The following is a 25,632-nucleotide window of genomic DNA, read 5'->3' as shown; positions in this document are numbered from 1 at the left end:
GACCACTCCGAAGAGGTCCGCCCCGTGCCGTGCATCAGCGCAGCGGCGTTCGAGCGACGATCTCCTCGACGATTCCGGTCGCGGCCCGAGCGGCTTCGTCCGCGCGGGCGAACCGGCCGTGCGGCACGAGACGGTGCGAGAGCACGGTCGTCGCGAGTCTCGCCACGTCGTCGGGGGAGACGAAGTCGCGGCCGAGCACGGCGGCGCGGGCGCGGCTCATGCGGCTCAGGTGCACGGAGGCGCGGGGGCTCGCACCGAGCGCGATTCCGGCGTGCGAACGCGTGGAGTTGATCAGGTCGACGATGTAGCCGCCCACCTCCGTGGAGAGGTGCACGCTCGCTGCTGCCCGCTGCGCAGCGCGCACCTCCTCGACCGACGCGACGGCAGTGGCGGCGTCTCGGGGATCCTGGTCCGCTTTCGAGAGCAGCATGCGCAGCTCGGATGCGGGGTCGGGGTACCCGAGCGAGATGCGCGTCATGAACCGATCTCGTTGCGCTTCGGGAAGCGCGAAGGTTCCCTCCATGTCCGCCGGATTCTGCGTCGCGACCACGACGAACAGCCCGGGGAGGCGGTGAGTGCTCCCGTCGACGGTGACCGACCGTTCCTCCATGGCCTCGAGCAGAGCCGACTGCGTCTTCGGCGTCGCACGATTCACCTCGTCGCCGATCACGATGTTCGCGAAGATCGGGCCCGGGTGGAACTGGAAGCGGCGGGTCTCCTGGTCGTACACCGACAGCCCGGTCACGTCGGTGGGCAGCATGTCGGATGTGAACTGGATGCGGCGCGAATCCGCACTGATGGATCGGGCGAGGGCCGTCGCCAGCGTCGTCTTGCCCACGCCCGGCACATCTTCGAGCAGGAGATGGCCGCCCGCGAGCACCGTGGTGATCACGGTCTCGATGACGTCTCGCTGGCCCTGGATGACCTGCGAGAGTGCGTCGCCGATGCGCGTTGCGAGTGCGCTGGGCTGCACGTCGAGGGCGTGAGCGGCCGGAACCGGTTCGTGAGACAGTTCGGTCATCGACATCGTGTCTGCCCTTCTTCGCTTCGCAGTCACTCGAAGCTTGCCACATCAACCCGGGGATTGCTGTGTTGCGCGCCCCGGGCTCGTCAAGGGGCAGCGACTCGTGACGGGGCTGACTAGACTTCGAGTGAAGCCGCTGGGAGGTGCGATGACCGGAATGAAGGATTTGACCGGAGGGCGCGAGCTCGTGATGGTGTCGAACCGATTGCCCGTGGACCGGGTGATCGCGGCGGATGGGACGACCTCGTGGCGCACCTCGCCCGGGGGCCTCGTCACCGCGGTCGAACCGATCGTCGAGCAGCTCGGGTGCGTGTGGGTCGGGTGGGCGGGCAGCGCCGACGAGCACATCGAGCCGTTCGAGATCGGGCGCATGCGGCTCGAGCCGGTCGATCTGTCGCGCGACGACGTGGAGCGCTACTACGAGGGGTTCTCGAACGGCACGCTGTGGCCGTTGTACCACGACGTGATCGCATCGCCGGAGTATCACCGGCAGTGGTGGGATCGGTATGTGAAGGTCAATCGCCGGTTCGCGGAGCGCGTCGCCGAGACGGCCGCGCAGGGCGCCGTCGCGTGGATCCACGACTATCAGTTGCAGCTCGTTCCCGCCATGCTGCGCGAGCTCCGCCCCGACCTCACCATCGGGTTCTTCCTGCACATTCCGTTCCCGCCGAGAGGGCTGTTCGAGCAGCTGCCGTGGCGTCGCAGCATCATTCAGGGGCTGCTCGGCGCCGACGTGATCGGCTTCCAGCGCGTTCCCGACGCGATCAGCTTCCGCACCATCGCCGAGCGGTACACGCACACGCAGGCCCTCGGCAACACGATGGTGCTGCCCGCGACCGCCGACGCCCCGGGGCGCACGGTGCTCGCGCAGGAGTTCCCGATCTCGATCGATGCGGCCGCGTTCGCCGAAGTGGCTCGGCGCCCCGAGACGCAGCAGCGCGCCCGCGAGATCCGCGCCGAGCTCGGAGACCCGAAGACGGTCATGCTGGGAGTCGATCGGCTCGATTACACCAAGGGGATCCGGCACCGTCTGAAGGCGTTCGACGAGTTGCTCGCCGATGACGAGATCGACGCGTCGGAGATCGTGCTGGTGCAGGTGGCGAGCCCGAGTCGGGAGCAGGTCGACGCATACCGCCAGCTGCGCAACGAGGTCGAACTCACAGTCGGGCGCCTGAACGGCGAGCACGGCACGATCGGCCACTCGCCGCTGGTCTACCTGCACCGCGGCTACTCGCGCGAGGAGATGGTGGCGCTCTATCTCGCCGCCGACGTGCTGCTCGTGACGCCGCTCCGCGACGGCATGAACCTCGTGGCGAAGGAGTATGTCGCCTGCCGCGAGGACGAGCAGGGGGTATTGGTGCTGAGCGAGTTCGCCGGTGCCGCCGACGAGCTGAAGGACGCGCTGCTGGTCAACCCGCACGACATCGAGGGGCTCAAGGCGGCCTTCCTGCGTGCGACGCACATGCCGCAGGAGGAGCAGCGGCGTCGCATGCACGGCCTCCGACGCGCCGTTCACGACAACGACGTCGAGCACTGGGCCGCAGGGTTCCTCGGGTCGATGACCTCGATCTCCGAGACCCGGGCGGCCGCCCAGGCCAGTGGCACACCGGAGGGCGCGACCGGACCGGTGTCGCTCGTACCGCAGGCCTTCGTTCCGCGCAGCGTGGGCGACCGTCTGCGCCGCATCGCAACCGCCTCATCCCTGCTCGTGGCGACGGACTTCGACGGCACCATCGCCCCGATCGTGCCGCGCCCGCAGGATGCGCGCATGCTGCCGCGGGCGCGCCAGGCGCTGGAGATGCTGAGCGCCGCGCCCGGCGTGCGCGTGGCGCTGCTGACCGGACGCTCGCTGGGCGGTCTCGCCGATACCGGAACGGGAAGCGAGGGCTGGATCATCTCCGGCTCGCACGGGTCCGAGTTGACCGGCTTCGACGTCTCGGGAATCGCCGGGGGAGGCGGTTCCGGCGAGCCCACCGATGAGGAGACGGAACGCCTGAATCGCATCACTCGTCGCTTCGAACGAGTGCTCGGATCGGAGGCCGGGGTGCGGCTCGAGCGCAAGCCGTTCGGCGTCGCCGTGCACACGCGAGAGGTCGCCGATCCCGAGTACGGGCGCGAGCTGCTGGCCGCAGCGGTCGAGTTCGGCGTCGCCGAAGGGCTGCACGTGCGCGAGGGTAAGCAGGTGCGCGAGTTCTCGGTGCGCGCCTCCGACAAGGGAACGGTGCTCCAGAGCATTCGCGAGGCGCTGCCCGCGGGCCCCGTCCTGTTCCTGGGCGATGACGTCACCGATGAGGACGCGTTCGCCGTGCTCGGGCCCGACGATCTCGGCATCAAGGTCGGCGAGGGCGACACGGCCGCCGCCGAGCGCGTGCCCGATCCGGCGGCGGTAGCGGCGGTGCTCGCTCGCCTGGTGGAACTGCGCACCGGCATCGTCATCGGCTCCGACTGAGCTGCGCGGAAGGGGCCGATTCCAGAGCGAGCTCGAAGCAGCGCCGGCGCCCGCGAATAGTGACGGGCGCCTGCGAAATCAACCCCGCAGACAGCATCCGGCGCAGCGCAATACGCTCGTGAACGAATCGATGATCATCTCAGATCGATTCTTCGACACGACGATAGGAGTGACCCGAAATGAATACTGTCAGCAGCGACATCGATATCGACCTTCCCGTCCGCACCGTCTACAACCAGTGGACGCAGTTCGAGGACTTCCCGGCGTTCATGGGAGGTGTCGAAGAGGTGAAGCAGGTGGACGAGACCACCTTGAACTGGCGGGTCACCGTGGGCGGCGTGGAGCGGGACTTCCTCGCGAAGATCACCGAGCAGGTTCCCGATGAGCGCATCGCATGGAACAGCGTCTCGGGTCCTTCGCACGCCGGGGTCGTCACCTTCCATCGGCTCGACGAGAACAAGACGCGAGTGCGCCTGCAGCTCGACTGGGAGCCGGAGGGGTTCGTCGAGCGCGCCGGGGCTGTTCTCCAGCTCGACGACGCACAGGTCGGCAAGGACCTGAAGGAGTTCGCCCGTCTGCTCGAATCGAACGGGTTCGAGTCGGGGGCCTGGCGCGGCTCGGTCGACCGCCCGAGCGACGTCTGACACTACGGCAGCCCCGCGGACCCTCCGCAGCTGCACGCACCACTGAAGAAAGGGGACGGCAATGGCCGAAATCTGGGAGCCGACCGACGAGATTGACGGCGATGAGGACCTGACGGTCACCGATCACCGCGACGAGGATCGCCCGCTCGTGACGGCTGACGACGAGCAGGCGGTAGAGACGACGACGAATGATCCCCGGGAAGCGCTCGAGGAGCTCGGCGAGGACGTCGCCTCGTCGCCCGCTCGGCGCGCCGAGGACACGGAGACTGATGCCGAGGCCGGAGAGGCCCTCTGAGCGTGAGCCGTACCGAGTCAGAGATTCGCAGCTTCGGCGTCGAGGAGGAGTACCTCCTTCTCGACGCCGAGAGCGGCGCCCCCATCGATCGAGCCGCTCAGATCGTTGAGCGTCGCCCCGAATTGCGTCGCGAAGCCGACCGCGAATTCTTCTCCAGCCAGCTCGAGACGGCCTCGCCGGTGTGCACCGAGGCCGGGGAGGCCGATGATGCACTGCGCAGTTTCCGTGCAGTGGCGGGCGCCGCGGCCCAGGAGGAGGGCGCGGTGCTCGCCGGCACCGGCCTGCCCCCCGTCGGAGGGGAGCACGAGGGGTCGGTCACTCCGAAGGCGCGCTATCGGGAGATCCGATCGGAGCTTCGCGCAGCCGCTGCGCACCAGTACGTGACCGGCACGCACGTGCACGTGTCGGTGCCCTCTCGCGACGCCGGCGTGACCGCGCTGCGCGGGTTGGCGCGGTGGGCGCCCGCGCTCCTCGCGATCACGGCGAACTCGCCGATCTGGTGCGGTGAAGAGACCGGTCTCGCGAGTTGGCGCCACATCAAGAGCATGTCGTGGCCCCTCGCGGGGTATCCGCCGGAGTTCACCTCCGGCGACGAGTACGAGCGGACGGTCGCGCGACTCGTGGACACGGGAGTGCTCATCGACCCGGGCATCGTCACCTGGGTCGCACGGCTCTCCGAGCGATTTCCGACGATCGAGCTCCGCATCGCGGACGCCCAGCTCGCGCCGGAGTCGGCGGTGTCGTTCGCACTCCTGGTGCGCGGCCTGGTCGATCGAGTGCTCGCCGACGCCGAGAGCGGCGTCGAGGAGCAGCCGGCCACTCCCGGTCTCGTCAACGGTGCGATATGGATGGCAGCGCGAGACGGGCTCTCGTCGTCGGTCATCGATCCCGTCCAGGGCGTCGCCCAGCCGGCCGCGGCACTGCTCGAGCAGATGTTCTCGTACGCGGAGCCATCGCTCGAACGCTTCGGCGACGCGGACCGAGTGGATCGGTACCTGAGCGATCTGCGCACCTTCGGCGGACCCGCGCAGCGGCAGCTCTCGAGCTTCCGCGAGCAGGGCATCGCCGGCTTGCTGGATCTCTACCGCGCTGCCGGGGAGCAGGGGGCCCGATGAGCGGGTCGGGTCGCCGACGCCGCGGCGGCCCGATCACCCGGGAGGTCGACGGCGACGGCTTCATCTACCGTCGCGATGGGCGTCGAGTGACCGCCGCGAAGGAGATCGCGCGGATCGAGGCGCTCGCGATCCCGCCCGCCTGGACGGACGTGCGGATCGCCCGGGGGCCCTCCGCCAAAGTCTTGGCGCGCGGCATCGACGCGGCGGGCCGGACGCAGATGATCTACCACCCGCGTTTTCGGCAGCGGCGGGAGCGCGAGAAGTTCGCTCGGCTCGGACGGTTCGGCGCAGCGCTCCCCAAATTGCGCGCCCGCGTCGATCGCGACCTGCGCCGCAAGCGCCTCGGCAGGGAGCGCGTGGTCGCGTGCGTGATCCGGCTCATCGATCTCGAGTTCTTCCGCGTCGGCAACGCGGAGTACGCGGCGAAGCACGGCAGCTACGGGGTGACGACGCTCCGCGAGGAGCACATCGATGCGACGGGCAGTTCCGTGCGTTTCGACTTCGTCGGGAAGAGCGGCAAGCGGCACGCCCGTCGTGTCGCCGACCCCCGGGTCGCCCGATTGATCGCGCGCCTCGAAGAGCTGCCCGGTGACGAGGTGTTCCGCTTCTTCGAAGACACCGGAGTATCGCGCCAAGTGCGGAGCAAGCACGTCAACGCGTACGTGAAGCGGGTGATGGGCGAGGAGTTCACCGCCAAGGACTTCCGCACGTGGGGCGGCAGCCGGCTCGCCCTCTCGTCGTTGCTCGAGCACGACGAGGATGCGTTTCGCACGCAGACGCGCGCCGCGTCTGCAGCCCGGGAGGCGGTGCGCGCTGCAGCGGAGCGGCTCGGCAATACTCCCGCCGTCACGAAGTCGTCGTACATCGACCCCCGCGTGCTCGCGCTCGCGGAGGACCCCGCTGCTCGGGAGCGGCTCCGCAAGGCGCGAAGGAAGATGCGGCCTCAGTCGCACCTCAGCGTCGACGAGCAGTGCCTGCTGGCCCTGCTGGCCCGGCGGGCACCGCGATGAGTGCGGAGCCCGCCGGGCGCGGGGTCACTGCCCGAGCGCCTCGCTGACGTCCGTCGGCGCGTCGTACGTGGTGTCGGAAAGACCCTCCAACGCTGATACGACGTCGTCCGGGGCACCGGAGTCGCGCGCCGCCTCGACCAGCGTCGAGCGGTCAGCGGGGTAGTCGACACCGCCGAGGTAGCGCTGCACCTCGATGGGGTTCTGCGGTTCTGACATGTGTTCTCCTTTCCTTCGGGGCTCGGGTCGGGCGGATCCCGACTCCGGGAACAGCTCGTCGCTCGCCTCGACGCGGCGATCGACGATGGACGTGGGGGCCTCGAGGTGCACCGCGCCGCTCGGAAGGATGCCAGCACCACCGCGGTGCTCCATCACCTTCCACTGCGCCACGCGATCCTCGCCGACGTGGTGCTCGGGCAGATCCCGCCAGAAGGCGAAACCGTCGGCTTCGCGCAGCGCGTCGGCGTCGAACAGCACGCACGCCCCGATCCACGCCACCCGATACGCGAGACGATCGTCGTCGTCGAGTTCGAGCCGGGAGGCGAGGTGCGCGAGATTCGCCGCGTTGTGCAGAGGCCACCGATCGTGCTCGGGGGTGTCGGGGCGCACACGCTCCGGGTGCACGCTCGCGGGCGGCCAGGGCTCGAACGGGGCCAGTTCGTCGGGTCGCGGGTCGTCCAGGAACGAGAGCCCCTGCACCCCGTATCCGACGAACCCGCACTGCTGCTCCGACAGGGAGGCGTCGAGCCGGGCCAGCGCTCCGGGCTCGAGCCACACATCGTCGTCGAGGAACAGCACTCGCGGCGACGACGCGCAGCTGAAGAGGAAGTCCCGCTGCTCGGCCAGGCCCCGCTTGGGCAGATGCCGTCGCACCTCGACACTGCGTCCCTGCGCCCGGAGCACGCGGATGATGCCGCGCACGGCGGGAACGTGCTCCACCGGCTGCTCGGACTGATCGCTGATGACCACGCGGAACGGCGGGTCGTCCTGCGCCGCGAGGCCGGCGAGCGCGACTGCGAGTTCGGCGCCGCGATCCGCCGTCGGGATCAGGACGTCGACGGCGGCCGTGTGCTGCGGCGCCGGACGCGCCCAGTGCGCCGCGCCGCGTCGGCTGCGGTGCGGCCGCTCGCGGCGGACGCGATCATCTCGCTCCACGGGCGTCCCTCTCGACTGCGGCGTCATGCCTCGGCCGTCGTGCGCAAGCGATCGATGAGCTCGGACGTCGAATGATCCGGCACGTAATCGAGGATCACGACCTCACCCCCGATGCGCCGTATCTCGGCGGACTCCTCGAGCATCTCCGGAGTGTAATCGCCGCCCTTCGCGTAGACATCGGGTCGAAGCTCCCGAATCGTGGCGCACGCGGTGTCGTCGCCGAACACGGTGACGTAATCGACGCACGACAGCTCCGACAGCACGTTCGCGCGGTCGCGGATGCCGTTCACGGGTCGACCCGGGCCCTTCAGGCGCCGAGCGGAATCATCGCTGTTCAGCGCGACGACGAGCACGTCGCCGAGTCTTCGCGCCTGTTTCAGCGAGGCCGTGTGACCGCGGTGGAGCACGTCGAAGCACCCGTTCGTGAAGACGATGCGCTCGCCGGCGCGGCGGTGCACCTCCAGACGCTGGGCGAGATCCGCCACCGAGATCTGCGGGTCGGGAGCCGCCGATGCGCGGAGTTCGAGTTCGTCGAGCGAGCATCGGCACGTTCCGGTGCGCTCAACGGCGATGTCGGCCGCGAGCTGCGCGAGGTCCACCGCGTCGGCGAGCCCGCAGCCGGCTGCCCGGGCCACGGCGAGCGCGGAGACGAACACATCCCCGGCTCCGGACGCCTGCTGCTCGGGAGCCGCGTGAGCGCGGGTTCGATGGGGAGGAGCATCATCGGTCAGCAGCACCGTCCCCGTACGGTCGAGCGTCACGACCACCGACGTCGCCCCGCTCAGCCGGTGCAGCGCGTCGCGCGCCGACACCGCGGAGGCGACGCGATCCTCGCCCGAGCCGAGACGGTCGCCGAGCAACCGCTCCGTCTCGCCGGCGTTCGGAGTGATGATGTCGGGTCGGAGGGCGGCCCACCGAGCCGGCTCGTGCGCGTCGACGACGAGGAGCGCGGCGCGTGGGAGGCCGGCGAGTTCCGCGATCATCGCTTCGTCGAGCAGCGCCGCGCCGTAGTCGCAGATCACGAGCGCATCGCACTCCGACAGCGCCTCGCGCAGATCGTCGAGCAGCCGCCGCCGCACCGGCTCCGGCCAGGGCTCGCGCTGAGTGTCATCGAGCCTGATGAGCACCTGATCGGCGACCGATACCCGCGCCTTCGTCGTCGTGCGCGCTCCCTCGACCCGCTGCAGGGCGTCGACGTCGACCTCCGCCTCGCACAGGCGCTCGCGAAGGCGGTCGCCGGGCTCATCGGCTCCGATCGCCCCGAACGCTCGGACGCGAGCGCCGAGCGCGGCGAGATTGCGCGCCGTGTTCGCGGCGCCGCCCGGGAGATCGGACGCGCCGGCGAGTTCGACCACCGGGGCCGGGGCCTCCCGTGCCACTCGGTCGACGGTGCCGTGCCACCACCGGTCGAGCAGGAAGTCGCCGAGCACCGCGATGCGGGGCCGGTGAGCTCGAATGCGAGAGATGCTGTCGAGCGGGTTCATCACGACCGCCTTTCTGGGGGATCGATGACCGGTCCGTTTGAAACCGGTCGGAAGCGGGCAGAAGGAGAGGAGGCGCAGCGCGCGCCCGATGTCGAATACGTACTCGTGAACTGGAGCAGCACATGCCGCATGACCCGTACCGCACCGTCGATGAATCGCCGCTCGCCGACGGGAGCGGGGTGGGCGCGCGGCGACCGGTTGTGGGGGTGCCGCGCGAGCAGCTGGAGGGGGTGCGCAAGATCGCGGTGCTGCGGGGCGGCGGCATCGGCGACCTGCTGTTCGCGCTGCCGGCGATCACTGCGCTCTCCGCGGCGTACCCCGAGGCCGAGGTGACGCTGCTCGGTGCTCCCTCCGCGAGGCTGCTCGAGGGGCGCGCGGGGGCGCCGCACCGTGTCGTCGAACTCCCCATCGCGGAGGGGGTCCACGAGCGGGAAGGCGTCGCAGCCGACCCCGCTGCGGTCGAGCGCTTTCTCGCGGACCAGCGGGAGGAGGGGTACGACCTGGCCGCTCAGCTGCACGGGGGCGGGAGATTCTCGAACCCGTTCCTGGTCGAGCTCGGTGCGCGCTGCACGATCGGCACGCGCACGGACGACGCCCTCGAGCTCGATCGCTCGCTGCCGTACGTCTACTTCCAGCACGAGGTGATGCGCTGGCTCGAGGTCGTCGCCCTCGTAGGAGCGCCGCCCGTCGATCTCGAACCGCGACTGGCCGTGACCCCCGCGGAGGTCGACCGCGGGCGCGAACGCCTGGGGGGCGCCTCCGGGCCGACCGTGGTCGTGCATCCCGGCGCAACCGACCCGCGGCGCCGCTGGCCCGCCGAGCGCTTCGGCGCGGTCGCTGCGGAACTGACGCGTTCGGGCGTGCGCGTCGCCGTGATCGGGGACGCCTCCGAGCGATCGCTCGCCGACGCGGTCGTCGCCGCCGCCGTCGCCGCGGGTGCGGCGGCGCCCATCAACCTGGCTGGGGAGCTGCCGTTCGGCGACCTGCCCGGAGTGCTCGCCGCCGCCGACCTCTGCGTGGCGAACGACAGCGGGCCGCGCCACCTCGCCCAGGCCGTCGGCACGACCACCGCGTCGGTGTTCTGGTGCGGCAACATGCTCAACGCCGGCCCGCTGGGCCGCGGCGAGCACCGTGCACAGCTGTCGTGGACGACGAACTGCCCGGTGTGCGGCCGGGATAGTACGCAGGTGGGCTGGACGGCGCCGAGGTGCGAGCACGACGTCTCGTTCGTAGCCGATGTCAGCACGGAGGCCGTGCTCGCCGACGCGCGCGCGCTGCTCGACCTCCCCGCGCGCTGACGAGCGCGCAGGGCGGCCGAGCAGCGCGATCACGGCCACGACGGTTCGTCCTCCGGCGCAATCACGAGTTCGCGTACCTCGGAGCGCGCCGGCTGCTGCAGGGCGAAGAGCACGGCGCGGGCGACGTTCGCCGGATCGTTGAGCTGTGCGTCGGCGGCGGGCCGGTACTGCTCGGGGCGGTCGTCGAAGAACGACGTCTGCATGCCTGCTGGGATGAGCGTCGTGACACCGAGGCGACCAGCGGTCTCCGCGGCGAGCGCGCGGGAGAACCCGAGCACGCCGAATTTCGACGCGCAGTACGCCGTCGCCTCGGGAAGCGCGCGCAGCGCCAGCGAGGAGGCGATCGTGACGATTCGACCGTGCACCTGTTCGATGTGCGGCAGGGCAGCACGCACGGTTGAGACGGTGCCGAGGAGGTTGACCCCGATGACGCGCTCCCACTCCTCGGCCGCGACATCCTCCAGTCGCCCGCATCGATCGATTCCGGCGGCGGTGACGACCGCGTCGATTCCGCCGAGCTCTTCAGCGATCGCGGCGACGGCGCGCTCGACCTGGCCGCGATCCGATACGTCGGCCGCTTGGGCGACGCCGCGCTCATTCCACGAACTGACGTCCAGGTCGATGATCGCCGGCGTGCCCCCGGCCTCGGAGACGGCGTGCGCGACTGCGGCGCCGAGGCCGGAGCTGCCGCCGGTGATGAGCACGCGGCCGACCGGTGTGGGAGTGGTGGAGAGGGTCATCGAGGGTCCTTTCGGGGGTGGAGAGATGTGGTGATTCAGCAGGACGGAGGGCGCTGCGATGCAGTCAGCCGACCCGCGCAATGGCGTCGGCGAGCGCGGTCGTGGATCGCCCGAGATGGTAGGGGAGCGTCAGTACCCGGCCGCCCCAGGACTCGACGAGCTCGGTCTCGGGCAGCGACTGCGCACTGTAATCGCCGCCCTTGACCCACACATCGGGCCGTAGGCGATCGAGGACGGCTTGCGGCCCGTCCTCCTCGAACACCACGACGGCATCGACGCAGGCGAGCGCCGTCAGCAGCTCGACTCGGTCGTGCTCGCTGATGAGGGGTCGCTCCGCGCCCTTGAGGCGGCGCACCGAGTCGTCGGAGTTGAGGCACACGATGAGGCAGTCGCCGAGCCCGCGAGCGGCCGTCAGTGTGCGGACGTGCCCCGCGTGCAGCAGGTCGAAGCAGCCTCCCGTGGCCACGACGGTCCCGCCCGTGCTGCGCACCTGCTCGGCGACCGCGAAGGCGTCTGCGCCGGTGGCACGGGCGCGCGGGAGGCCCGTGGCTCCGAGCGCTGCGACACCCCCGGCGGCGAGGAAATCACCGGCCGCGTCGACGCCGCTGCGCACCGCCTCGGGGAGCGGAGCTCCGGCGGCGAGCGCGAGCAGCGCCGAAGCCGCGAACCGATCACCCGCTCCGCAGGCGTCCGCCGCGTCGACCGGACGTGCGGGGATCAGCGCCGGTGCATGATCGGCATCGAGCAGGAGCGCCCCCTCGGATCCGAGCGTCACCGAGATGGCGACGCATCCCCAGCGCTCGCGCAGACGAGCAGCGGCGTCGGCCGCCGACGCCGCGTCGGCGGGAGTGCCCGCGGCCTTCGCCGCTTCGGAGAGGTTCGGGGTCACGAGCCGCGCGGACGGTACGGGGTCGGCTCCGCGCGGGTGCGGATCCCAGACCAGCGGCACCCGGGTGCCGCGCCGGTGCAGGGCGACGCGGATCTCGGGGTGCGCGGTGAGGGCTCGACCGTAGTCGGAGACGATGATCGCGTCGGCCTCGGCGATGGCGGTGAGCATCTCTCGGGTGACGTGGGGCAGCACCGGATCGCCGCACCCGTCGTCGATGCGCGCCACGGGTTGACCCGCTGCGCGCAGCCGCGTCTTGACGGGTGTCGGCGCCGGGAGCACCCCGGCGACGACGCGGATCCCGTCGAGGTGCTCGCGCAGTCGCTCCGAGGGCGCATCCGCGGAGAGCGCGGTGACCAGGGTCACGTCGTGCCCGTCGTGGAGCAGCATCTGCGCGACGAGTCCGGCTCCACCGGCGCGGGATCGGCGGGAATGCACGTCGACCACCGGCACCGGCGCGTCGGGCTGGAATCGCTCGGCGATTCCGTCGATGTCCTCATCGAGGAGGGTGTCGCCGACGATGACGATCTTCATGATTGGGGCTCCTTTCCGACGCACGCGTCGAACACTTCGCACATGGCGTGAATCGCTGCGAGTTGGCACTCCTGGACATGCGGCGAGAGTCCGTCCAGGCAGATCGCGTCATCGCAGAGTCGGGCGAGGGGATTCGGGCCCGGGCCGGTGAGCGCCCAGCTCGTCGCACCCGAATCCTCCGCGGCGCGCGCGGCTTCGAGCAGGTTCGGGCTGCCTCCGCTCGTGGAGAGGAGCAGCACGATGTCACCGGAGCGAGCGTGCGCCCGCACCTGTCGCGCGAACACCTGGTCGAACCCGTAGTCGTTGCCGATCGCCGTGACGCTCGAGGTCTCCGCGTGCAGTGAGATCGCCGAGTACGCCCCGCGATCCTCGCGATAGCGCCCGACGAGCTCAGCAGTGAGGTGCTGCGCCTCAGCAGCCGAGCCGCCGTTGCCCGCGACGAGCAGGCGGCGTCCGACCCCCAGCCGATTCGCGAGCTCCCTGCCCCACGCCTCGAGGTGGGCCGCGTGCCGCCGCGCCTGCGTCAGCGTCTGCGCGAGCGTGTCGAAGTGATCCGTGACGGCGTTCGCCGTCGTCGGTTCCACGTCGATGGTCGGGGTGAGTGTGGGCGTCGTCATAGTGCGGCCTCCGCGAGGTGAGCGCTCGAGGCGCTGTCGGTACGTGGTCTGGTGGGGTGCAGGCGCTGCTGGAGCGTGCGCTCGTAGATGCGCTCCGTGCGGGCGGCGACGCGCTCCCAGCTGTAGCGCGCTTCCACGCGCAGACGCCCCGCGGCTCCGAGCGCCGCGGCGAATGCGGAGTCCGCGCGAAGCCGCCCGAAGGCCTCGGCAACCGCTTCGGGGTCCCGGGGCGGCACGAGGAGCCCGGTGACCTCGTCGACGACGGTGTCGCCGAGCCCGCCGACGTTCGCGGCGACGACCGGTGTGCCGCACGCCATGCTCTCCAAAGGGACGATGCCGAAGGGCTCGTACCACGGAGTGCACACGACGGCATCGGCGTCCCGGATGAGCGCGGGTACGTCCTCCCGCGGGACGCGGCCGAGGAAGCGCACCTGTTCGCTCACCCCGAGTGACTCGGCGAGGGAGGCGAGACGCCGGGTCTCGGCATCGGGGCCGTGCTCGCCCGCGGGGGCGTCGCCGGTTCCGACGATGTGCAGTTCGACATCGGCGATGCCCTGCTCCCGCAGCAGTCCGAGCGCGCGGATCGCGATGTCGACGCCCTTGCGCGGTACGAGCCGTCCGAGGCTGAGCACTCGGAAGGCGCCTCGCGGTGTCGACGGACGACTGACGTTCTGGAACATCTCGAGATCGACACCGCACGGCGCGATGTCGATCCGGTCGCTCGGGATGTCGAGTGCGCGCAGCTCCGACACCTCGTCCGGGCAGGTGGCGATCACGGTGTCGACGCGCTGCCCGACGAGCGGCTCGAGTCGTTCCCGCTCCGGCGGGCTCGTATCCGCCGCGCCCTGGAACCGTCGCTTCACGGAGCCGAGTGCGTGGAAGGTGTGGAGTACCGGCGGATGCCCGGTTCCGCGCTCCGCCGCTGCATCGAGCGCCGCGATGCCCGACATCCAGAAGTGGCTGTGCACGACATCCGGTCGATCGAACCGCCACGCCGCGGCGAGTCCCTCCGACAGCGCGGGAAGATGCGGCAGCAGCTCGTCCTTCGGCACGTGGCTCTGGGGGCCGGCGGTGAGATGCACGACATCGACTCCCAGGCAGAGCGCGACGCGGGTCGGCGTGGTCGGGTCGTCGCGGCGGGTGTAGACCGTCACCCGGTGACCGCGCTCCGCCAGCGCCCGCGAGAGTGCGGCGACGTGCACGTTCTGCCCGCCCGCGTCGACGCTCCCCGGCGTCGCCAGCGGGTTGGCGTGCTCCGAGACCATGGCGATCTTCATGATGCGACTCCTTCCGTCATCAGATTCGGCGCGCTCACGCGCGACCGGGCTCGCTTCACGTGCGCGTCGTGCGTGTCCGCGAGCACCGCATCCCAGTCGTCCAGGAAGCGCTGCAGGCCGTAGCGCGCGACGGCCGCCTCACGGGCGATCGCGCCTCGGCGACGCGCCTCCTCGGGGTCGCGCAGCAGGATGTCGGCAGTGGCGACCAGTTCCGCGGGGTCGGCCGACAGGGCGCCCGCCTCGGGCGGCACCGCGCGACTCGCCTCGGTGGCGTCGAGCACGAGCACCGGCATCCCCAGGAACATCGCCTCGAGCAGCGAGAGGCCGAGCGAGGTCCACCGCATCGGATGCACGTACGCCCTGCGCTGCGCGAGTTCGCCGTGCAGGTGCTCGGTCGGAAGGTCGCCGACGACGCGCAGTCGGTCGGGACCGAGGTCGAGCGCCCCGGGGAGCCGATCCGTCGCGATCCCGAAGCAATCCAGCCGACCGGCGCTCGCGAACGCGGTGAGCAGGTCGGTGCCGGTGACGCGGCCCCGGCGCACGGGCTCGTTGATCACCACCCCCAGTGCATCGACGACGCCGGTGTACTGCTGTCCCGGATCCGGGATGCCGTGCTCGATGACGACGGTCGGAGCCGACCCGCAGTCCCAGACGAGCCGGTTGAAGTGGGTCACGTGCACGATCGGGATGTCGGTGCGATCGCTCAGGAAGTGCTGCTCCGCGACCGGCGAGTGCTTCGGCGTATTGTGCTCGACGAACACCGCGGGAATGTCACGTCCGAGCCGCCGTCCGAGCAGGGACTCCGCCCATTCGAGCTCCTCCGTGCGCTGCAGCACGACCAGATCGACGTCGTCGTCGGCCAGTCCACCGGCGTCGACGCGCCGGGCGCCGTCGGGGAGCGGCGGCATATCGCGCCCGGCCTCCGCGGGCACGAGGTACTCATGCGATCCGCTCAGGAAGGCCTGCATCCAGCCTCCGTGCAAGTACCACACCAATATCCTCATCATCGTCCTTCCTCTCCGACCCGCGCCGGCTGAGCCGCGCGCGGTGGTTCTGCACGTCGAGCGCCGTCTCGTCGCAGCGACTCGAGATCTGCAACGGCGGCGAGCGCGGCCTCGGGAGCCACGCCGGCGAGGCACGGGTGCCCTGCGATCGGGCACTCCCGGGCGCGCGAATCCTTGCACGGCGCGTTCTGGTCGCCGAGCAATCGCACCGGCACGCCGTACGGCGCCCACTTCACGGCGGGCACGACCGGTGAGAACAGGCTCACGATCGGCGTGCCGACCGCCGCCGCGAGGTGCGCGGGGCCGCTGTTGCCGGAGACGAGCACGCTCGCGCCCGAGAGCACTCCGGCGAGTTCGAGCGTCGAGCACCTTCCCGCGAGATCGACGGCGTCCGGTGCCTCGGCGCGGATGCGGGCGGTCAGCTCCGACTCGCCCGCGCTCCCCGTGAGTACGACCGTGCGCCCCGAATCCGTGAGCATCTGCGCGAGGCGAGCGAAATGCTGCACCGGCCAGCGGCGGGCGGGGACCGCGGCGCCCGGATGCAGCGCGACATAGGGACCGCGCCCCGTCAGCGCTCGGGTATCGGGCGTCGGCACGACGGCGAGCCGACCGTCATCTTCGCTCGGGAACCCCGCCGCCTCCGCGATCGCGAGCGCGCGCTCCGGTTCGGGAAGATCTTCGCTGAGATCTTCGCCGGGTCGGAGGCGCACGTCGAGCAGTGATCCGGGATGATCGACCGACGCCCCGGTGATGCGCTCGACACCCGCCAGTCTGAGGAGCAGCGCGAGGGGGAGCGGCGACTGGTGGAACGAGGTGAGGATGACGGCCTCACGGGCTCCGGACTCGCGAACGCTCTCGATGAGCTGTTCCGTGTGCGAACGAGTCGCCTCCTGCCAGGGATCGGAGATCCACGGGGCCTTCCACACGATCGTGCGGCTGATGCCGGGCAGCAGCGCTGCGCCGCCGACGCCGAGGGGGCCGCACAGCATCACGACCTCCGCCTGACGAGCGACGGCACGGATCGCGGGCCCGGAGACGAGCACGTCGCCCATGCTGTCCAGGCGCGCCACCAGTACCGGGCCCCTCATCGCGCCTCCTCCGACCTGTACCCGAGCGCGATGTCCACCGCTGCGTCGATGGTCTCCGCGACCGTCGTCGCATCGTCACGCTCCTGCTGCAGCGTCAGTCGAGTGGGCACGAGGATGCCGCGCGCTCCGGCGGCCTCGGCGGCATCGACGTCGGCACCGATGTCCCCGATCATCACGACGTTCTCCGGGGCGACCGACAGGGCCGCCGCCGCCGAGAGGATCATTCCCGGCCGCGGCTTGCGGCACTCGCAGCCGTCGCGCGGAGCATGCGGGCAGAAGCGCCATACGTCGAAGGGTCCGAGCAGCTGCTCGACGCGGTCGTTCACGCGCTGCACCTGTTCGCGGGTCAGCAGCCCGCGCCCGATGCCCGACTGATTGCTGATGACCCCGACCGGGATGCCGGCTGCGCGCACGCGGTCGACCGCAGCGCGAGCCGTCGGCATCGGCTCGACCGCCTCCGGATCTCCGTTGTACGGAACGTCCACGATGAGAGTGTCGTCGCGGTCGAACAGCACAGCGTGCACGGGCACTGCAGGTTCATTCATACCTCTCTCATGCCCCGAAGAAGCAGGAGTAAACCGAGTGCCCGACCCCTTGCGCCCCACCTGCGACTGCGGTAGTCCAGTGGGAGATGCTTCGGGTGGACGAGGGGATCTCGGGCCGGAGCACACGAGAGGGGAAACGACCTATGACCCGACGGCATCGGCCTGTGCTGCTCGCGCTCCGAACGCTGAAGCTCGGGGATCTGCTGGTCGCGGTCCCGGCCCTGCGCGCTCTGCGCCGAGCATTTCCGGAGCACAGGATCGTGCTCGCGGCGCCGGGGTGGCTCTCGCCGATCGTCAGGCTCGTCGACGCGGTCGATGAACTCCTCCCGACACCCGGCCTCGATGCGCCGCTCCCGCTCGAGCCGGGCAGTGTCGATATCGCCGTGAATCTGCACGGGAACGGCCCCGAGAGCCGCGACGTCATCGCAGCACTCGAGGCGCGCCTGCGCTTCGCGCATCGGCTCCCCGATGATCCGGACCCGGACCCCGGCGCAGAGGTCGAGCCCGGGCCCGACTGGGTCGACGGCATGCTCGAGCGCGAGCGCTGGGTGCGACTGGTGTCGGCGTTCGGCGCCGAGGGGGATCCCGACGAGGTGCGTATCGCGGTGCCCGAGGCGGTGCCTCCGGTGACGGGCGCGGTCGTCGTGCACGTCGGCGCGTTCTACGGTTCGCGTCAGTGGCCCGTGGAACGGTTCGCCGAAGTGGCCCGGCGTCTGCATTCCGCAGGGCACCGCGTTGTGGTCACCGGCGACGAGCGCGATCAGCCGCGGGCGGCTGCGGTCGCGGAGGCGGCGGGGCTGCCGGATGAAGACGTGCTCGCGGGCAGGATCGGCCTCGCCGAGTTCGCCGCCGTCATCGCCCGAGCGCAGCTCGTCGTCACCGCGGATACCGGGGCGGGGCATCTCGCCTCCGCGTACGCCGTGCCGTCGGTGGTGATCTTCGGCCCGGCACCGCCGGAGGAGTGGGGGCCGCCCCCGGGGCCGCACGTCGTGCTCACGGGCGCCGCGATGCGTCGCGGTGAAGCGTTCGCGAGCGACCCCGATCCTGCGCTCCTCGCCGTGACAGCCGAGGAGGTGCTCGCCGCCGCCCGGAGCGTGATGCGAGTGCCGGAATCGGGTCTACCGGCAGGCGAGGTCGGTGCTGAGCGCAGCGCGAAGGCGCTGGAGGATGCTCGAGAGCAGGCGTGACACCTGCATCTGGCTGACACCGCACTCGAGTGCGATCTCCGCCTGCGTCATCTGGTCGTCGAACCGCAGGCGCACGATCCGACGCTCCTCCTCGGAGAGCGTCCGCGTTGCGCGCTCGAGTGTGAGCGCCAGTTCTGTTCGGTTGAACTCGGTCTCGCGATATGGAAGCGAATCGGCGAGCGTCAGGTCCTCGGAGGCTCCGGGAATGGGCGTGTGCAGCGAGATCGCCTGCCTGGCCGAGTGGCACTGCACGGCCTCCGCCACGAGGGCCTGCGGACGTCGAAGCACATCTGCGAGTTCGGCGACTCGGGGCGCCCTGCCCAGTTCCTGTTCGAGCACCTCTCGGACGGCGGGTACCTCGATCGCGAGCTCCTGCAGTCTGCGCGGAGGTCGCACGAACCAGGACGTGTCGCGCAGATACTGCTTGATCTCGCCGGCGATCGTGGGAACTGCGAATGAGACGAGGTCGTCGCCGAGATCCGGGTCGAAGCGCTCGACGGCCTTGGCGAGCCCGATGCACGCCACCTGCATCACATCGGCCGCGTCCTGCTGCCGTACCCGGTACCGCCGCGCGATGGAACGCGCGAGGTCGAGGTATTCGACGACGACCCGCTGGTGCAGACGTCGACGTCCCGCAGCATCGGCGCGCTGAGCGGCCGCCAGCAGCGCGATCGCGTGAGCGTTGCGCGCCTCGTCGGCAGCGGCTCGATCGTCGCGGTCGCCCGCGGCGGCGGGAGCGGTCGTGGCCGCGAATGCGGGGTTCGGTGCGAGCATGGGCCTCCTCCAATGAGAGACGACGGCCGGGGCCGACGTTGAACGTCGGGCGCGCGCGTGCGACATCCCGAACGACTACGGCACCAGCATCTCGGTGGGCCTCTCGCCCGGGCAGCACCTTGCATCCGAGCAGCACTTCGCCTACCATCAGCTGTTCGCTCCGGCGGTAGGAGCGGCTCCCGCCGGTGGAGTGACGGGGCTTCCCGCCCCGCTGTCAAGGGTCTGCCTCCCGACTCGCCCGGTTCCGTAGCGTGGCAGCATGACTGCACTGTGGCACCTCACCGGCCCCACCATTCCCGTCTCTCCCGCCGATCCGTCACCGTTCGGCCGCCGCTTTGACTCGGTCGTCGTCGGTGCGGGTCTCACCGGACTCGTGACCGCCGTGCTTCTCGCCCGGGCCGGTCAGCGCGTCGCCGTGCTCGAGGCCCGCACCGTGGGCGCCGTGACGACGGGGCACACCTCCGGCAAGCTCAGCCTTCTGCAGGGAAGCGTGTACTCCCAGGTGCGGAAGCACGTGGGCGACGATGCGCTCTGCGCGTACGCCGAGGCCAACCGTGAAGGTCAGGCCTGGATGATCCGAGAGCTGGAACGCCTCGGGTTGCCGGTCGATCGGCGGGACGCGGTCACCTTCGCGAACGATGAGGCGAGCCTCGACGATCTCGAGCGCGAGCTCGACGCCTGCCGGGTCGCGGGCGTCGATGCGCGATGGGCCGACGACACCGGGCTCCCGTTCGCCACGGCGGGGGCCATCGCGCTCGAGCAGCAGGTGCAGCTGCAGCCCATCGACGTGCTCGCCGCGCTCGCCGCCGAGCTGCTGGAGCGCGGAGGAGAGATCCACGAACGTATGCGGGTGCAGGGGGTGGAGGAGAATGGCGACGAGCTCGAGGTGCAGACCTCGGCGGGAACCGTGGCGGCAGAGCGGTGCGTGCTGGCGACCGGAGTGCCGTTCCTCGATCGGGGACTCTTCTTCGCGAGGCTCGAACCCTCGCGATCCTTCGTCACCGCGTACGACGTTCCCGAAGACCGGATTCCGCGCGGAATGCACGTCTCGATCGATGCCCCTGACCGTTCGCTGCGCACCGCGCGGGGCACCGGAGGAGAAACGCTCGTGCTGGTGGGCGGAGGCGGCCATACGACCGGGCGCGGCGGCGACACGGTGCGCACGCTCGCAGAGCTCGACGCGTGGGCGCAGGAACAGCTGGGCGCCGGCCCCCGCGTGAGCTGGTGGGCGGCTCAGGATTACCAGCGGCACGCATCCCTGCCCTACGCGGGCCCACTCGCCGGCGGGCACGGCCGAATCTACACGGCGACCGGGTACGACAAATGGGGTATGACCAATGCCGTGGCCGCGAGCCTCGCGATCGTCTCGCAGATGCTGGGTGGACGTCTCGACTGGGCGAAGACCATGCGCCACGCCGGCCCGGGGGTCGCCGGTGTCGCCGATGCGGTGCGGGTCAACGCGAAGGTGGCGGCGCACGTCGCGGGGGATTGGACGCGGGCAGTGCTGAGCGGGTCGGGTGCCGTCGATCTCGCCGAGGGCGAGGGCCGAGTCGTGCGCGAAGGTGCGCATCCGGTTGCGGAGTCGCGGGTGGACGGCAGAGTCTGCCGCGTGTCAGCGGTCTGCACGCACCTCGGAGGCATTCTGAACTGGAACCCGGCGGAGCGCAGCTGGGACTGCCCGCTGCACGCGTCGCGCTTCTCGGCGGCGGGAGAGGTGCTCGAGGGCCCGGCGGTCCGGGATCTCGCGCAGGCGCGCGACGATCGGGCGGGCGCCGAAGGCTAGCGATCGCCCGCGGAGCTGTCGAGGCCCTGCACCCTCGTGCACTGAGAGCGTACCGTCGAGACGTACGGATGACCCGATGGAGAGGACGAATCGATGCCGAAATCGAAGACCCCGCAGCTGAAGGATCCCGAACTGTACGACAAGCTTCGCGATGACGGGGCGTCAGCCGAGAAGGCCGCGCGCATCTCGAATGCTGCCGCCCGTGACGGCCGTTCGAAGGTGGGCGAGCGCGGCGGCCACGCCGAGGACTACGAAGAGCGCACCGTCGACGAGCTCAAGAGCCGGGCGAAGGAGCTGGGGCTTTCGGGCTATTCGAAGATGCGCAAGAACGAGCTCATCGAGCTGCTGCGCTCGCACTGAGCGCTCCGCAGAGGCCGCGAACGGCTGCCGACCATTTCGCAGAACCGGAAATACCGAGGAGGACGCATGACCCCGAACATGGACCCGCGCACGAAGTACCCGAAGGCTCCGCTGCCTCAGCAGGAGCAGGCATCGCAGCCCGGACTCACCGCGCCGATGCAGCCGGAGCCCGATCACGGCGAGGATACGTACACGGGCAACGGACGGCTCGCAGGCATGCGCGCGCTCATCACGGGCGGTGACTCGGGCATCGGGCGCGCGGTGGCGATCGCGTTCGCGCGCGAGGGCGCCGACGTCGCCATCGCGTACCTTCCCGAGGAGCACGAGGACGCGCAGGCGACGCTCGAGCAGATCGAGCAGGCCAATCGGAAGGGCGTGCTCCTCCCCGGCGACCTGCGCCAGGAGACCGACTGCGTCGAGGCGGTCAGCCGAACGGTCTCGGAGCTCGGCGGGCTCGACATTCTCGTGCTGAACGCCGCCACCCAGCGCGAGCGCGAGCCGGACGCCGAGATCACGCGCGACGCGATCGAGAATGTCTTCTCGACCAATCTCGTGGCTCCGATCCTGCTCTTCCGCGAGGCGGCCCCGCACCTCCAGCCCGGCTCCAGCGTCATCGTCTCAGCGTCGGTGCAGGCCTACAATCCGTCGCCGGATCTGCTCGACTACGCGATGACCAAGGCCGGCCTCGTCGCGTTCACGCAGGCGCTCGCCGAGCAGCAGGGCGAGCGCGGCGTGCGCGTCAACGCGGTCGCGCCCGGACCGATCTGGACTCCGCTCATCCCGGCGACGGGATGGGACGAGAAGCAGGTGCATTTCGGGGAGGACACGCCGCTCGGTCGCCCCGGCCAGCCTGCGGAACTCGCGGGAGCGTACGTCTACCTCGCCTCTGAGGACGCATCGTACGTCTCGGGGGCGGTGCTGCCGGTGACCGGAGGGAAGCACCTCTGACACCACTCGCTCGGTCGGGGCGCGGGCCCGTTCGCTACAGTGGTGGGCATGTCTCCAAGCCGCGGGCGTCCGCACGCATCCTCACGAGAGATGCTTGCGGACGCCGCGTGCGAGCTCTTCCTGGAGCGCGGATACGAGGCCACGTCGGTATCCGAGATCACTCGACGCGCGGGAGTCAGCCGCTCGAGCTTCTTCAACTACTTCACCTCGAAGTCGGAGATGCTCTGGTTCGTCTTCGATTCCCGCGTCACAGTCCTCGAAACGGCTTTACGGGGCGCGTCTCGAGACACCGCCGGCGCTCTCCGCGTCTTCGCGGCGGGTGAACCGCCGGAAACGCTCGCTCTGGTCATCGCAGAGAGCCGCAACATGGGGGTGGAGGAAGAACTCGCGGCGGGGCGCGCCTCGCGACAGCTGAGGATCGCGTCGGCGATCGAAATGCGTCTGCTGCGCGACGGCGCCGATCCGCTGCGTGCGGAGGTCGTGGGAGCCGGGTACGCGGCGGCCCTGGTCGGAACGGTCTGGCGCTGGGCGGCGCTGGGTGCGGGCCGGCACTCGCTGAACGAGATGCTCGAAGGCGCGCTGGAGACCGCGGACGAACTGCTCGCGTCGGCGAGCTAGGGCGTTGCGGGGTCGGCGGCGGTGACCGTGCCGCGATCCTGAAACGCGCTCTGCGGCACGATGAACCGGAGCGCGATCGCCGCGGCGAGTGCCGACCCTCCGCACACGCACCACACGACGACGTACCCGGTGAACGAGCCTGCGGTGCCACCGGCATCAGAGCCCGCGGCCTCGGCGGCGCCGTGCACGAGGGCGATGCCGAAGATCGCCGATGCGACCGCGCCTCCCACGGTCTTCGTCGAGTTCGTCAGGCCCGTGGCGACCCCCGTGAGCCGGTCCGGCGCACCGGCAGCGGCCGCGGCGGGCAGCGCGGCGACGAGAGCCCCCGATCCGAATCCGGCGATCATCATGTTGATGATCATGTGCGGGTACGTCGTGTGGAACGGGAGGAACATGAAGTATCCGACGGCGACGAGCAGCGCCGCCGAAGCCAGTGCGCCTCGCGGCGAGAAGACCCGCGACGCGAGCGGATAGAGGAGTGCGCCTGCGACCATCGCGATGAGGTACATCCCGATCACCAGTGAGGTCGGGAACCCGCCGATGCCGAGCCCGTAACCCGCAGTGGTCGGGTCGGTGCGGATGAAGGTCGACAGGGGAGCCTGCGCGCCGAGCACGCTCATGCCGAAGAGCGCCGCGGTCACGAAGACCGGGGCGAGAGCCGGTGAGCGGAAGAGGCGGACATCGATGAGCGGGTCGGGATGCCGCAGCTCCCAGTGCGCGAACGGCACGAAGAGCAGCAGACCCAGCACCACCACGGCCCAGGGGAGCAGGTGCGTCGGGCCTTGCACGCGCAGCAGGCCGAGCCCTCCCGTGAACGCCAGCAGCGCGACCGTGATCAGCATGAGCCCGATGAAGTCGAGTCGGCCGCCGAGTGCCACCGGCGACTCGTCCACGCCGAATGCGATGACGAAGAAGCACACCGCGACGAGCACGCCGGGCACCAGGAGCACGCCGAGGATCGGGAGCGCATCGATGAGCGCTCCGCCGATGAGCGCACCGGAGATCGCTCCGGCCTCCAGGGCGGCGACCAGAATCCCGGCGGCGCGCGCCGTGAGTAGCGAGCGTCCCTCTCGGTTGCGGGTGCGGGACCAGATGAGCGCGATCTCGAGCGGCAGCCAGACGACGTACACGCCCTGCAGGGTCCAGGCCGCGAGGAAGAGCGGGAAGGTGTCGGTGAACGGCAGAGCGAGTGTGGCGACCGCGGTGATCGCGGTCGACCAGAGCAGGATCCGCTTGTGCCCGACCATGTCGCCGAGTTTGGCGAGCACCGGCACGACCAGTGCTGACAGCATGAGCTGGGAGCCCTCGAGCCAATTCACATCGGCATCGGGCACGTCGAGATGCCGCGCGATGTTCGAGAGCATCGGGGTGTAGTAGCCCTGGAGGAACCCGCTGGTGAACTCCACGAACGCGAGGAATCCCACGACGCCGGCGAGTGCGCCGAGTCGCACGCGAGTCATGCGCGGTGCCGAGGTGGGAGGGCCTCGAGCAGCGCGCGGTGGAACCGGGCGCCGCGCTCGAGCTCGTCGACGGCCACGCGCTCGTCGACGCCGTGGATCGTCGCGCGGAGCTCGGACGACATGGAGAGCGGCGCGAATCGATAGACGGCGGGGGCGAAGCGATGGAAGTGCCGAGCATCGGTCGCCGCCATCATGACGTACGGCACGGTCCGAGCCGCGGGATGGGAGGCGCGTACGGCCTCGGCGATGGCCGCGAACTGCGCGTTCTCGGTCGACGACTCGGGCGACGGATCCTCCCCGTCGACCACGTCGATCTGTACCCTCCGGTCGGCCACTCGGCGCCGCACGCGCTGCACGGTCGACGCGACGGTCTCCCCGAGCGCGATGCGCAGATTGATGGTGGCGCTCGCGCGCGACGGGAGGACGTTCGAAGCGGTGCCGCCTTCGAGCATGGTCGCGGCGACGGTCGTGCGCACCATCGCGGCCGGCTCTCCTCCGAGGCGGGCGAACAGTCGGGCGGTGAGACCCGGCCGAGAAGCCAGGAGACGGTAGAGCAGACGGGCGGGCCCCCGCGTGCTCGGAACGAGGCGCTCGAGCATGCGGCTCACGCCGACGGGAGTGCGGGCGGCGAACGCGGCCGGGCTCAGGCGCGCAACGGCTCGGGCCACGCGGGTGACCGCGGTGAGCGACGGGGGAGCAGAGGCGTGTCCGCCGTCGCCTCGAGCGCTCAGCCGCAGCGTCAGCGGTCCCTTCTCCCCGACGCCGACCATCGCGGCCTGCCCCCTCACGAACGGCAGCGGCGCGTCGACGACGGCGCCGCCCTCGTCGAGCACGAGCCAGGGGATGATTCCTCTCGCGGAGAACGCGTCGGCGATGGTGCGCGCCGCTGCTCCGAAGGTCTCCTCGTTGCCGCCGAAGGAGAGGTACACGTCGCGGGCCGGGACGAAACCCTCCGCCAGCAGGGCTTCGACGGCCTCGAGAATCACGAGAAGCGGACCTTTGTCGTCGAGAGCGCCTCGACCGTAGACGAATCCGTCGGCGATCCGCCCCTCGAACGGCGGGTGCGTCCAGGCATCGCTCTCGTCGACGGGCACGACGTCGTAGTGGGCCATCAGCACGACCGGGTCGAGCGAGTCGTCCGCGCCATGCCAGTGGTAGAGCAGGCCGAACTCGGTGATGCGCTCGCGCTGGAGGCTGCGCTGCACGTTCGGATACAGCTCGTCGATCAGCGCGACGAAATCCTCGAAGGGCGCGCTCCCGCGTTCGTCGAGCTCCGCGGAGACGGTGGGGATCCGGATCATGCGCGACAGGCGCTCGGCCGCTTCCGAATGATTCGTCAT

The 25,632-nt window shown here is 70.6% G+C and carries 24 protein-coding genes; 11 read left to right on the top strand and 13 right to left on the bottom strand.

Annotation, left to right across the window (positions count from 1 at the left end; translation table 11 throughout):
• Nucleotides 1–34: 34 nt before the first annotated feature.
• Nucleotides 35–1,021: an AAA family ATPase gene (locus PQI23_RS04735; protein WP_339972046.1), complete on the bottom strand. Its 987-nt coding sequence runs from the start codon at nucleotides 1,019–1,021 to the stop codon at nucleotides 35–37.
• A gap of 151 nt (nucleotides 1,022–1,172) precedes the next feature.
• On the opposite strand from PQI23_RS04735, the gene PQI23_RS04730 reads away from it, so the two are divergent.
• The 5 genes from PQI23_RS04730 to PQI23_RS04710 all read left to right on the top strand — a co-directional run bounded on the left by PQI23_RS04730 (nucleotide 1,173) and on the right by PQI23_RS04710 (nucleotide 6,537).
• On the top strand, nucleotides 1,173–3,473 hold the full coding sequence (locus PQI23_RS04730; RefSeq protein ID WP_339972044.1) for a bifunctional alpha,alpha-trehalose-phosphate synthase (UDP-forming)/trehalose-phosphatase: 2,301 nt from the start codon (nucleotides 1,173–1,175) through the stop codon (nucleotides 3,471–3,473).
• 179 nt (nucleotides 3,474–3,652) lie between these two features.
• The gene (locus PQI23_RS04725) at nucleotides 3,653–4,117 is read left to right on the top strand and encodes an SRPBCC family protein (protein WP_339972042.1); all 465 of its coding nucleotides are present in this window, start codon (nucleotides 3,653–3,655) and stop codon (nucleotides 4,115–4,117) included.
• A 61-nt stretch (nucleotides 4,118–4,178) separates the two neighbouring features.
• A complete protein-coding gene (locus PQI23_RS04720) occupies nucleotides 4,179–4,412 on the top strand; it encodes a hypothetical protein (protein WP_339972040.1) in 234 nt (77 codons plus the stop codon).
• A gap of 2 nt (nucleotides 4,413–4,414) precedes the next feature.
• Nucleotides 4,415–5,527, top strand: coding sequence for a carboxylate-amine ligase (locus PQI23_RS04715; protein ID WP_339972038.1), 1,113 nt, complete (start codon nucleotides 4,415–4,417; stop codon nucleotides 5,525–5,527).
• Nucleotides 5,524–6,537 carry a DNA topoisomerase IB gene (locus PQI23_RS04710; protein WP_339972037.1) on the top strand — a complete coding sequence of 338 codons (1,014 nt, stop codon included), beginning with the start codon at nucleotides 5,524–5,526 and terminating at the stop codon, nucleotides 6,535–6,537. The genes PQI23_RS04715 and PQI23_RS04710 overlap by 4 nt, the downstream gene beginning before the upstream one ends.
• Nucleotides 6,538–6,561: 24 nt before the next feature.
• Here the strand turns inward: PQI23_RS04710 and PQI23_RS04705 are convergent, their stop codons facing one another.
• Both PQI23_RS04705 and PQI23_RS04700 read right to left on the bottom strand, forming a co-directional pair.
• Entirely contained in the window at nucleotides 6,562–7,689 is a 1,128-nt protein-coding gene (locus tag PQI23_RS04705) for a DUF2795 domain-containing protein (RefSeq protein ID WP_339972035.1), read from the bottom strand.
• A gap of 23 nt (nucleotides 7,690–7,712) precedes the next feature.
• Nucleotides 7,713–9,173, bottom strand: coding sequence for a PfkB family carbohydrate kinase (locus tag PQI23_RS04700; RefSeq protein ID WP_339972033.1), 1,461 nt, complete (start codon nucleotides 9,171–9,173; stop codon nucleotides 7,713–7,715).
• 122 nt (nucleotides 9,174–9,295) lie between these two features.
• Between PQI23_RS04700 and PQI23_RS04695 the strand changes: the two genes are divergently transcribed.
• Nucleotides 9,296–10,471: a glycosyltransferase family 9 protein gene (locus tag PQI23_RS04695; RefSeq protein ID WP_339972031.1), complete on the top strand. Its 1,176-nt coding sequence runs from the start codon at nucleotides 9,296–9,298 to the stop codon at nucleotides 10,469–10,471.
• Nucleotides 10,472–10,500: 29 nt separating this feature from the next.
• Here the strand turns inward: PQI23_RS04695 and PQI23_RS04690 are convergent, their stop codons facing one another.
• The 7 genes from PQI23_RS04690 to PQI23_RS04660 form a co-directional block, all read right to left on the bottom strand.
• Complete coding sequence (locus PQI23_RS04690; protein ID WP_339972029.1) at nucleotides 10,501–11,211, bottom strand: SDR family oxidoreductase; 711 nt, start codon at nucleotides 11,209–11,211, stop codon at nucleotides 10,501–10,503.
• 64 nt (nucleotides 11,212–11,275) lie between these two features.
• On the bottom strand, nucleotides 11,276–12,631 hold the full coding sequence (gene rfaE2, locus PQI23_RS04685; protein WP_339972027.1) for a D-glycero-beta-D-manno-heptose 1-phosphate adenylyltransferase: 1,356 nt from the start codon (nucleotides 12,629–12,631) through the stop codon (nucleotides 11,276–11,278).
• A complete protein-coding gene (locus PQI23_RS04680; protein WP_339972026.1) occupies nucleotides 12,628–13,248 on the bottom strand; it encodes a D-sedoheptulose-7-phosphate isomerase in 621 nt (206 codons plus the stop codon). The genes rfaE2 and PQI23_RS04680 overlap by 4 nt, the downstream gene beginning before the upstream one ends.
• Nucleotides 13,245–14,525, bottom strand: coding sequence for a glycosyltransferase (locus PQI23_RS04675; RefSeq protein WP_339972024.1), 1,281 nt, complete (start codon nucleotides 14,523–14,525; stop codon nucleotides 13,245–13,247). The genes PQI23_RS04680 and PQI23_RS04675 overlap by 4 nt, the downstream gene beginning before the upstream one ends.
• Nucleotides 14,522–15,529 (bottom strand): glycosyltransferase, encoded by a 1,008-nt coding sequence (locus tag PQI23_RS04670; RefSeq protein ID WP_339972331.1) that lies wholly within the window; start codon nucleotides 15,527–15,529, stop codon nucleotides 14,522–14,524. The genes PQI23_RS04675 and PQI23_RS04670 overlap by 4 nt, the downstream gene beginning before the upstream one ends.
• Nucleotides 15,529–16,617 (bottom strand): glycosyltransferase family 9 protein, encoded by a 1,089-nt coding sequence (locus PQI23_RS04665; protein WP_339972022.1) that lies wholly within the window; start codon nucleotides 16,615–16,617, stop codon nucleotides 15,529–15,531. Before PQI23_RS04665 ends, PQI23_RS04670 begins: the two co-directional genes overlap by 1 nt.
• Entirely contained in the window at nucleotides 16,614–17,162 is a 549-nt protein-coding gene (locus PQI23_RS04660; protein WP_339972020.1) for a D-glycero-alpha-D-manno-heptose-1,7-bisphosphate 7-phosphatase, read from the bottom strand. The genes PQI23_RS04665 and PQI23_RS04660 overlap by 4 nt, the downstream gene beginning before the upstream one ends.
• Before the next feature lie 143 nt (nucleotides 17,163–17,305).
• Between PQI23_RS04660 and PQI23_RS04655 the strand changes: the two genes are divergently transcribed.
• The gene (locus PQI23_RS04655; RefSeq protein WP_339972018.1) at nucleotides 17,306–18,349 is read left to right on the top strand and encodes a glycosyltransferase family 9 protein; all 1,044 of its coding nucleotides are present in this window, start codon (nucleotides 17,306–17,308) and stop codon (nucleotides 18,347–18,349) included.
• Here PQI23_RS04655 and PQI23_RS04650 read toward each other — a convergent pair.
• Entirely contained in the window at nucleotides 18,281–19,123 is an 843-nt protein-coding gene (locus PQI23_RS04650) for a sigma-70 family RNA polymerase sigma factor (protein WP_339972017.1), read from the bottom strand. The genes PQI23_RS04655 and PQI23_RS04650 overlap by 69 nt on opposite strands.
• 259 nt (nucleotides 19,124–19,382) lie before the next feature.
• Here PQI23_RS04650 and PQI23_RS04645 point away from each other — a divergent pair, with 259 nt between their 5' ends.
• The 4 genes from PQI23_RS04645 to PQI23_RS04630 all read left to right on the top strand — a co-directional run bounded on the left by PQI23_RS04645 (nucleotide 19,383) and on the right by PQI23_RS04630 (nucleotide 22,832).
• Nucleotides 19,383–20,906, top strand: coding sequence for an FAD-dependent oxidoreductase (locus PQI23_RS04645; RefSeq protein WP_339972015.1), 1,524 nt, complete (start codon nucleotides 19,383–19,385; stop codon nucleotides 20,904–20,906).
• 93 nt (nucleotides 20,907–20,999) lie between these two features.
• Nucleotides 21,000–21,266 carry a DUF7218 family protein gene (locus PQI23_RS04640; protein WP_339972013.1) on the top strand — a complete coding sequence of 89 codons (267 nt, stop codon included), beginning with the start codon at nucleotides 21,000–21,002 and terminating at the stop codon, nucleotides 21,264–21,266.
• 66 nt (nucleotides 21,267–21,332) lie between these two features.
• Entirely contained in the window at nucleotides 21,333–22,214 is an 882-nt protein-coding gene (locus PQI23_RS04635) for an SDR family oxidoreductase (RefSeq protein ID WP_339972011.1), read from the top strand.
• A gap of 48 nt (nucleotides 22,215–22,262) precedes the next feature.
• Nucleotides 22,263–22,832: a TetR/AcrR family transcriptional regulator gene (locus PQI23_RS04630; protein WP_339972009.1), complete on the top strand. Its 570-nt coding sequence runs from the start codon at nucleotides 22,263–22,265 to the stop codon at nucleotides 22,830–22,832.
• On the opposite strand, the gene PQI23_RS04625 is transcribed toward PQI23_RS04630, so the two are convergent.
• Together PQI23_RS04625 and PQI23_RS04620 are read right to left on the bottom strand one after the other, a co-directional pair.
• Nucleotides 22,829–24,292, bottom strand: coding sequence for an MFS transporter (locus PQI23_RS04625; protein ID WP_339972007.1), 1,464 nt, complete (start codon nucleotides 24,290–24,292; stop codon nucleotides 22,829–22,831). The two genes, PQI23_RS04630 and PQI23_RS04625, sit on opposite strands and share 4 nt — an antisense overlap.
• A complete protein-coding gene (locus PQI23_RS04620) occupies nucleotides 24,289–25,632 on the bottom strand; it encodes a M20/M25/M40 family metallo-hydrolase (RefSeq protein WP_339972005.1) in 1,344 nt (447 codons plus the stop codon). The genes PQI23_RS04625 and PQI23_RS04620 overlap by 4 nt, the downstream gene beginning before the upstream one ends.

The sequence above is a fragment of the Leucobacter sp. USCH14 genome (assembly GCF_037619215.1).
Lineage (GTDB): Bacteria > Actinomycetota > Actinomycetes > Actinomycetales > Microbacteriaceae > Leucobacter.
Note: the sequence above shows the minus strand (reverse complement) of the source record. Positions and strands in the feature narration are given on the sequence as shown.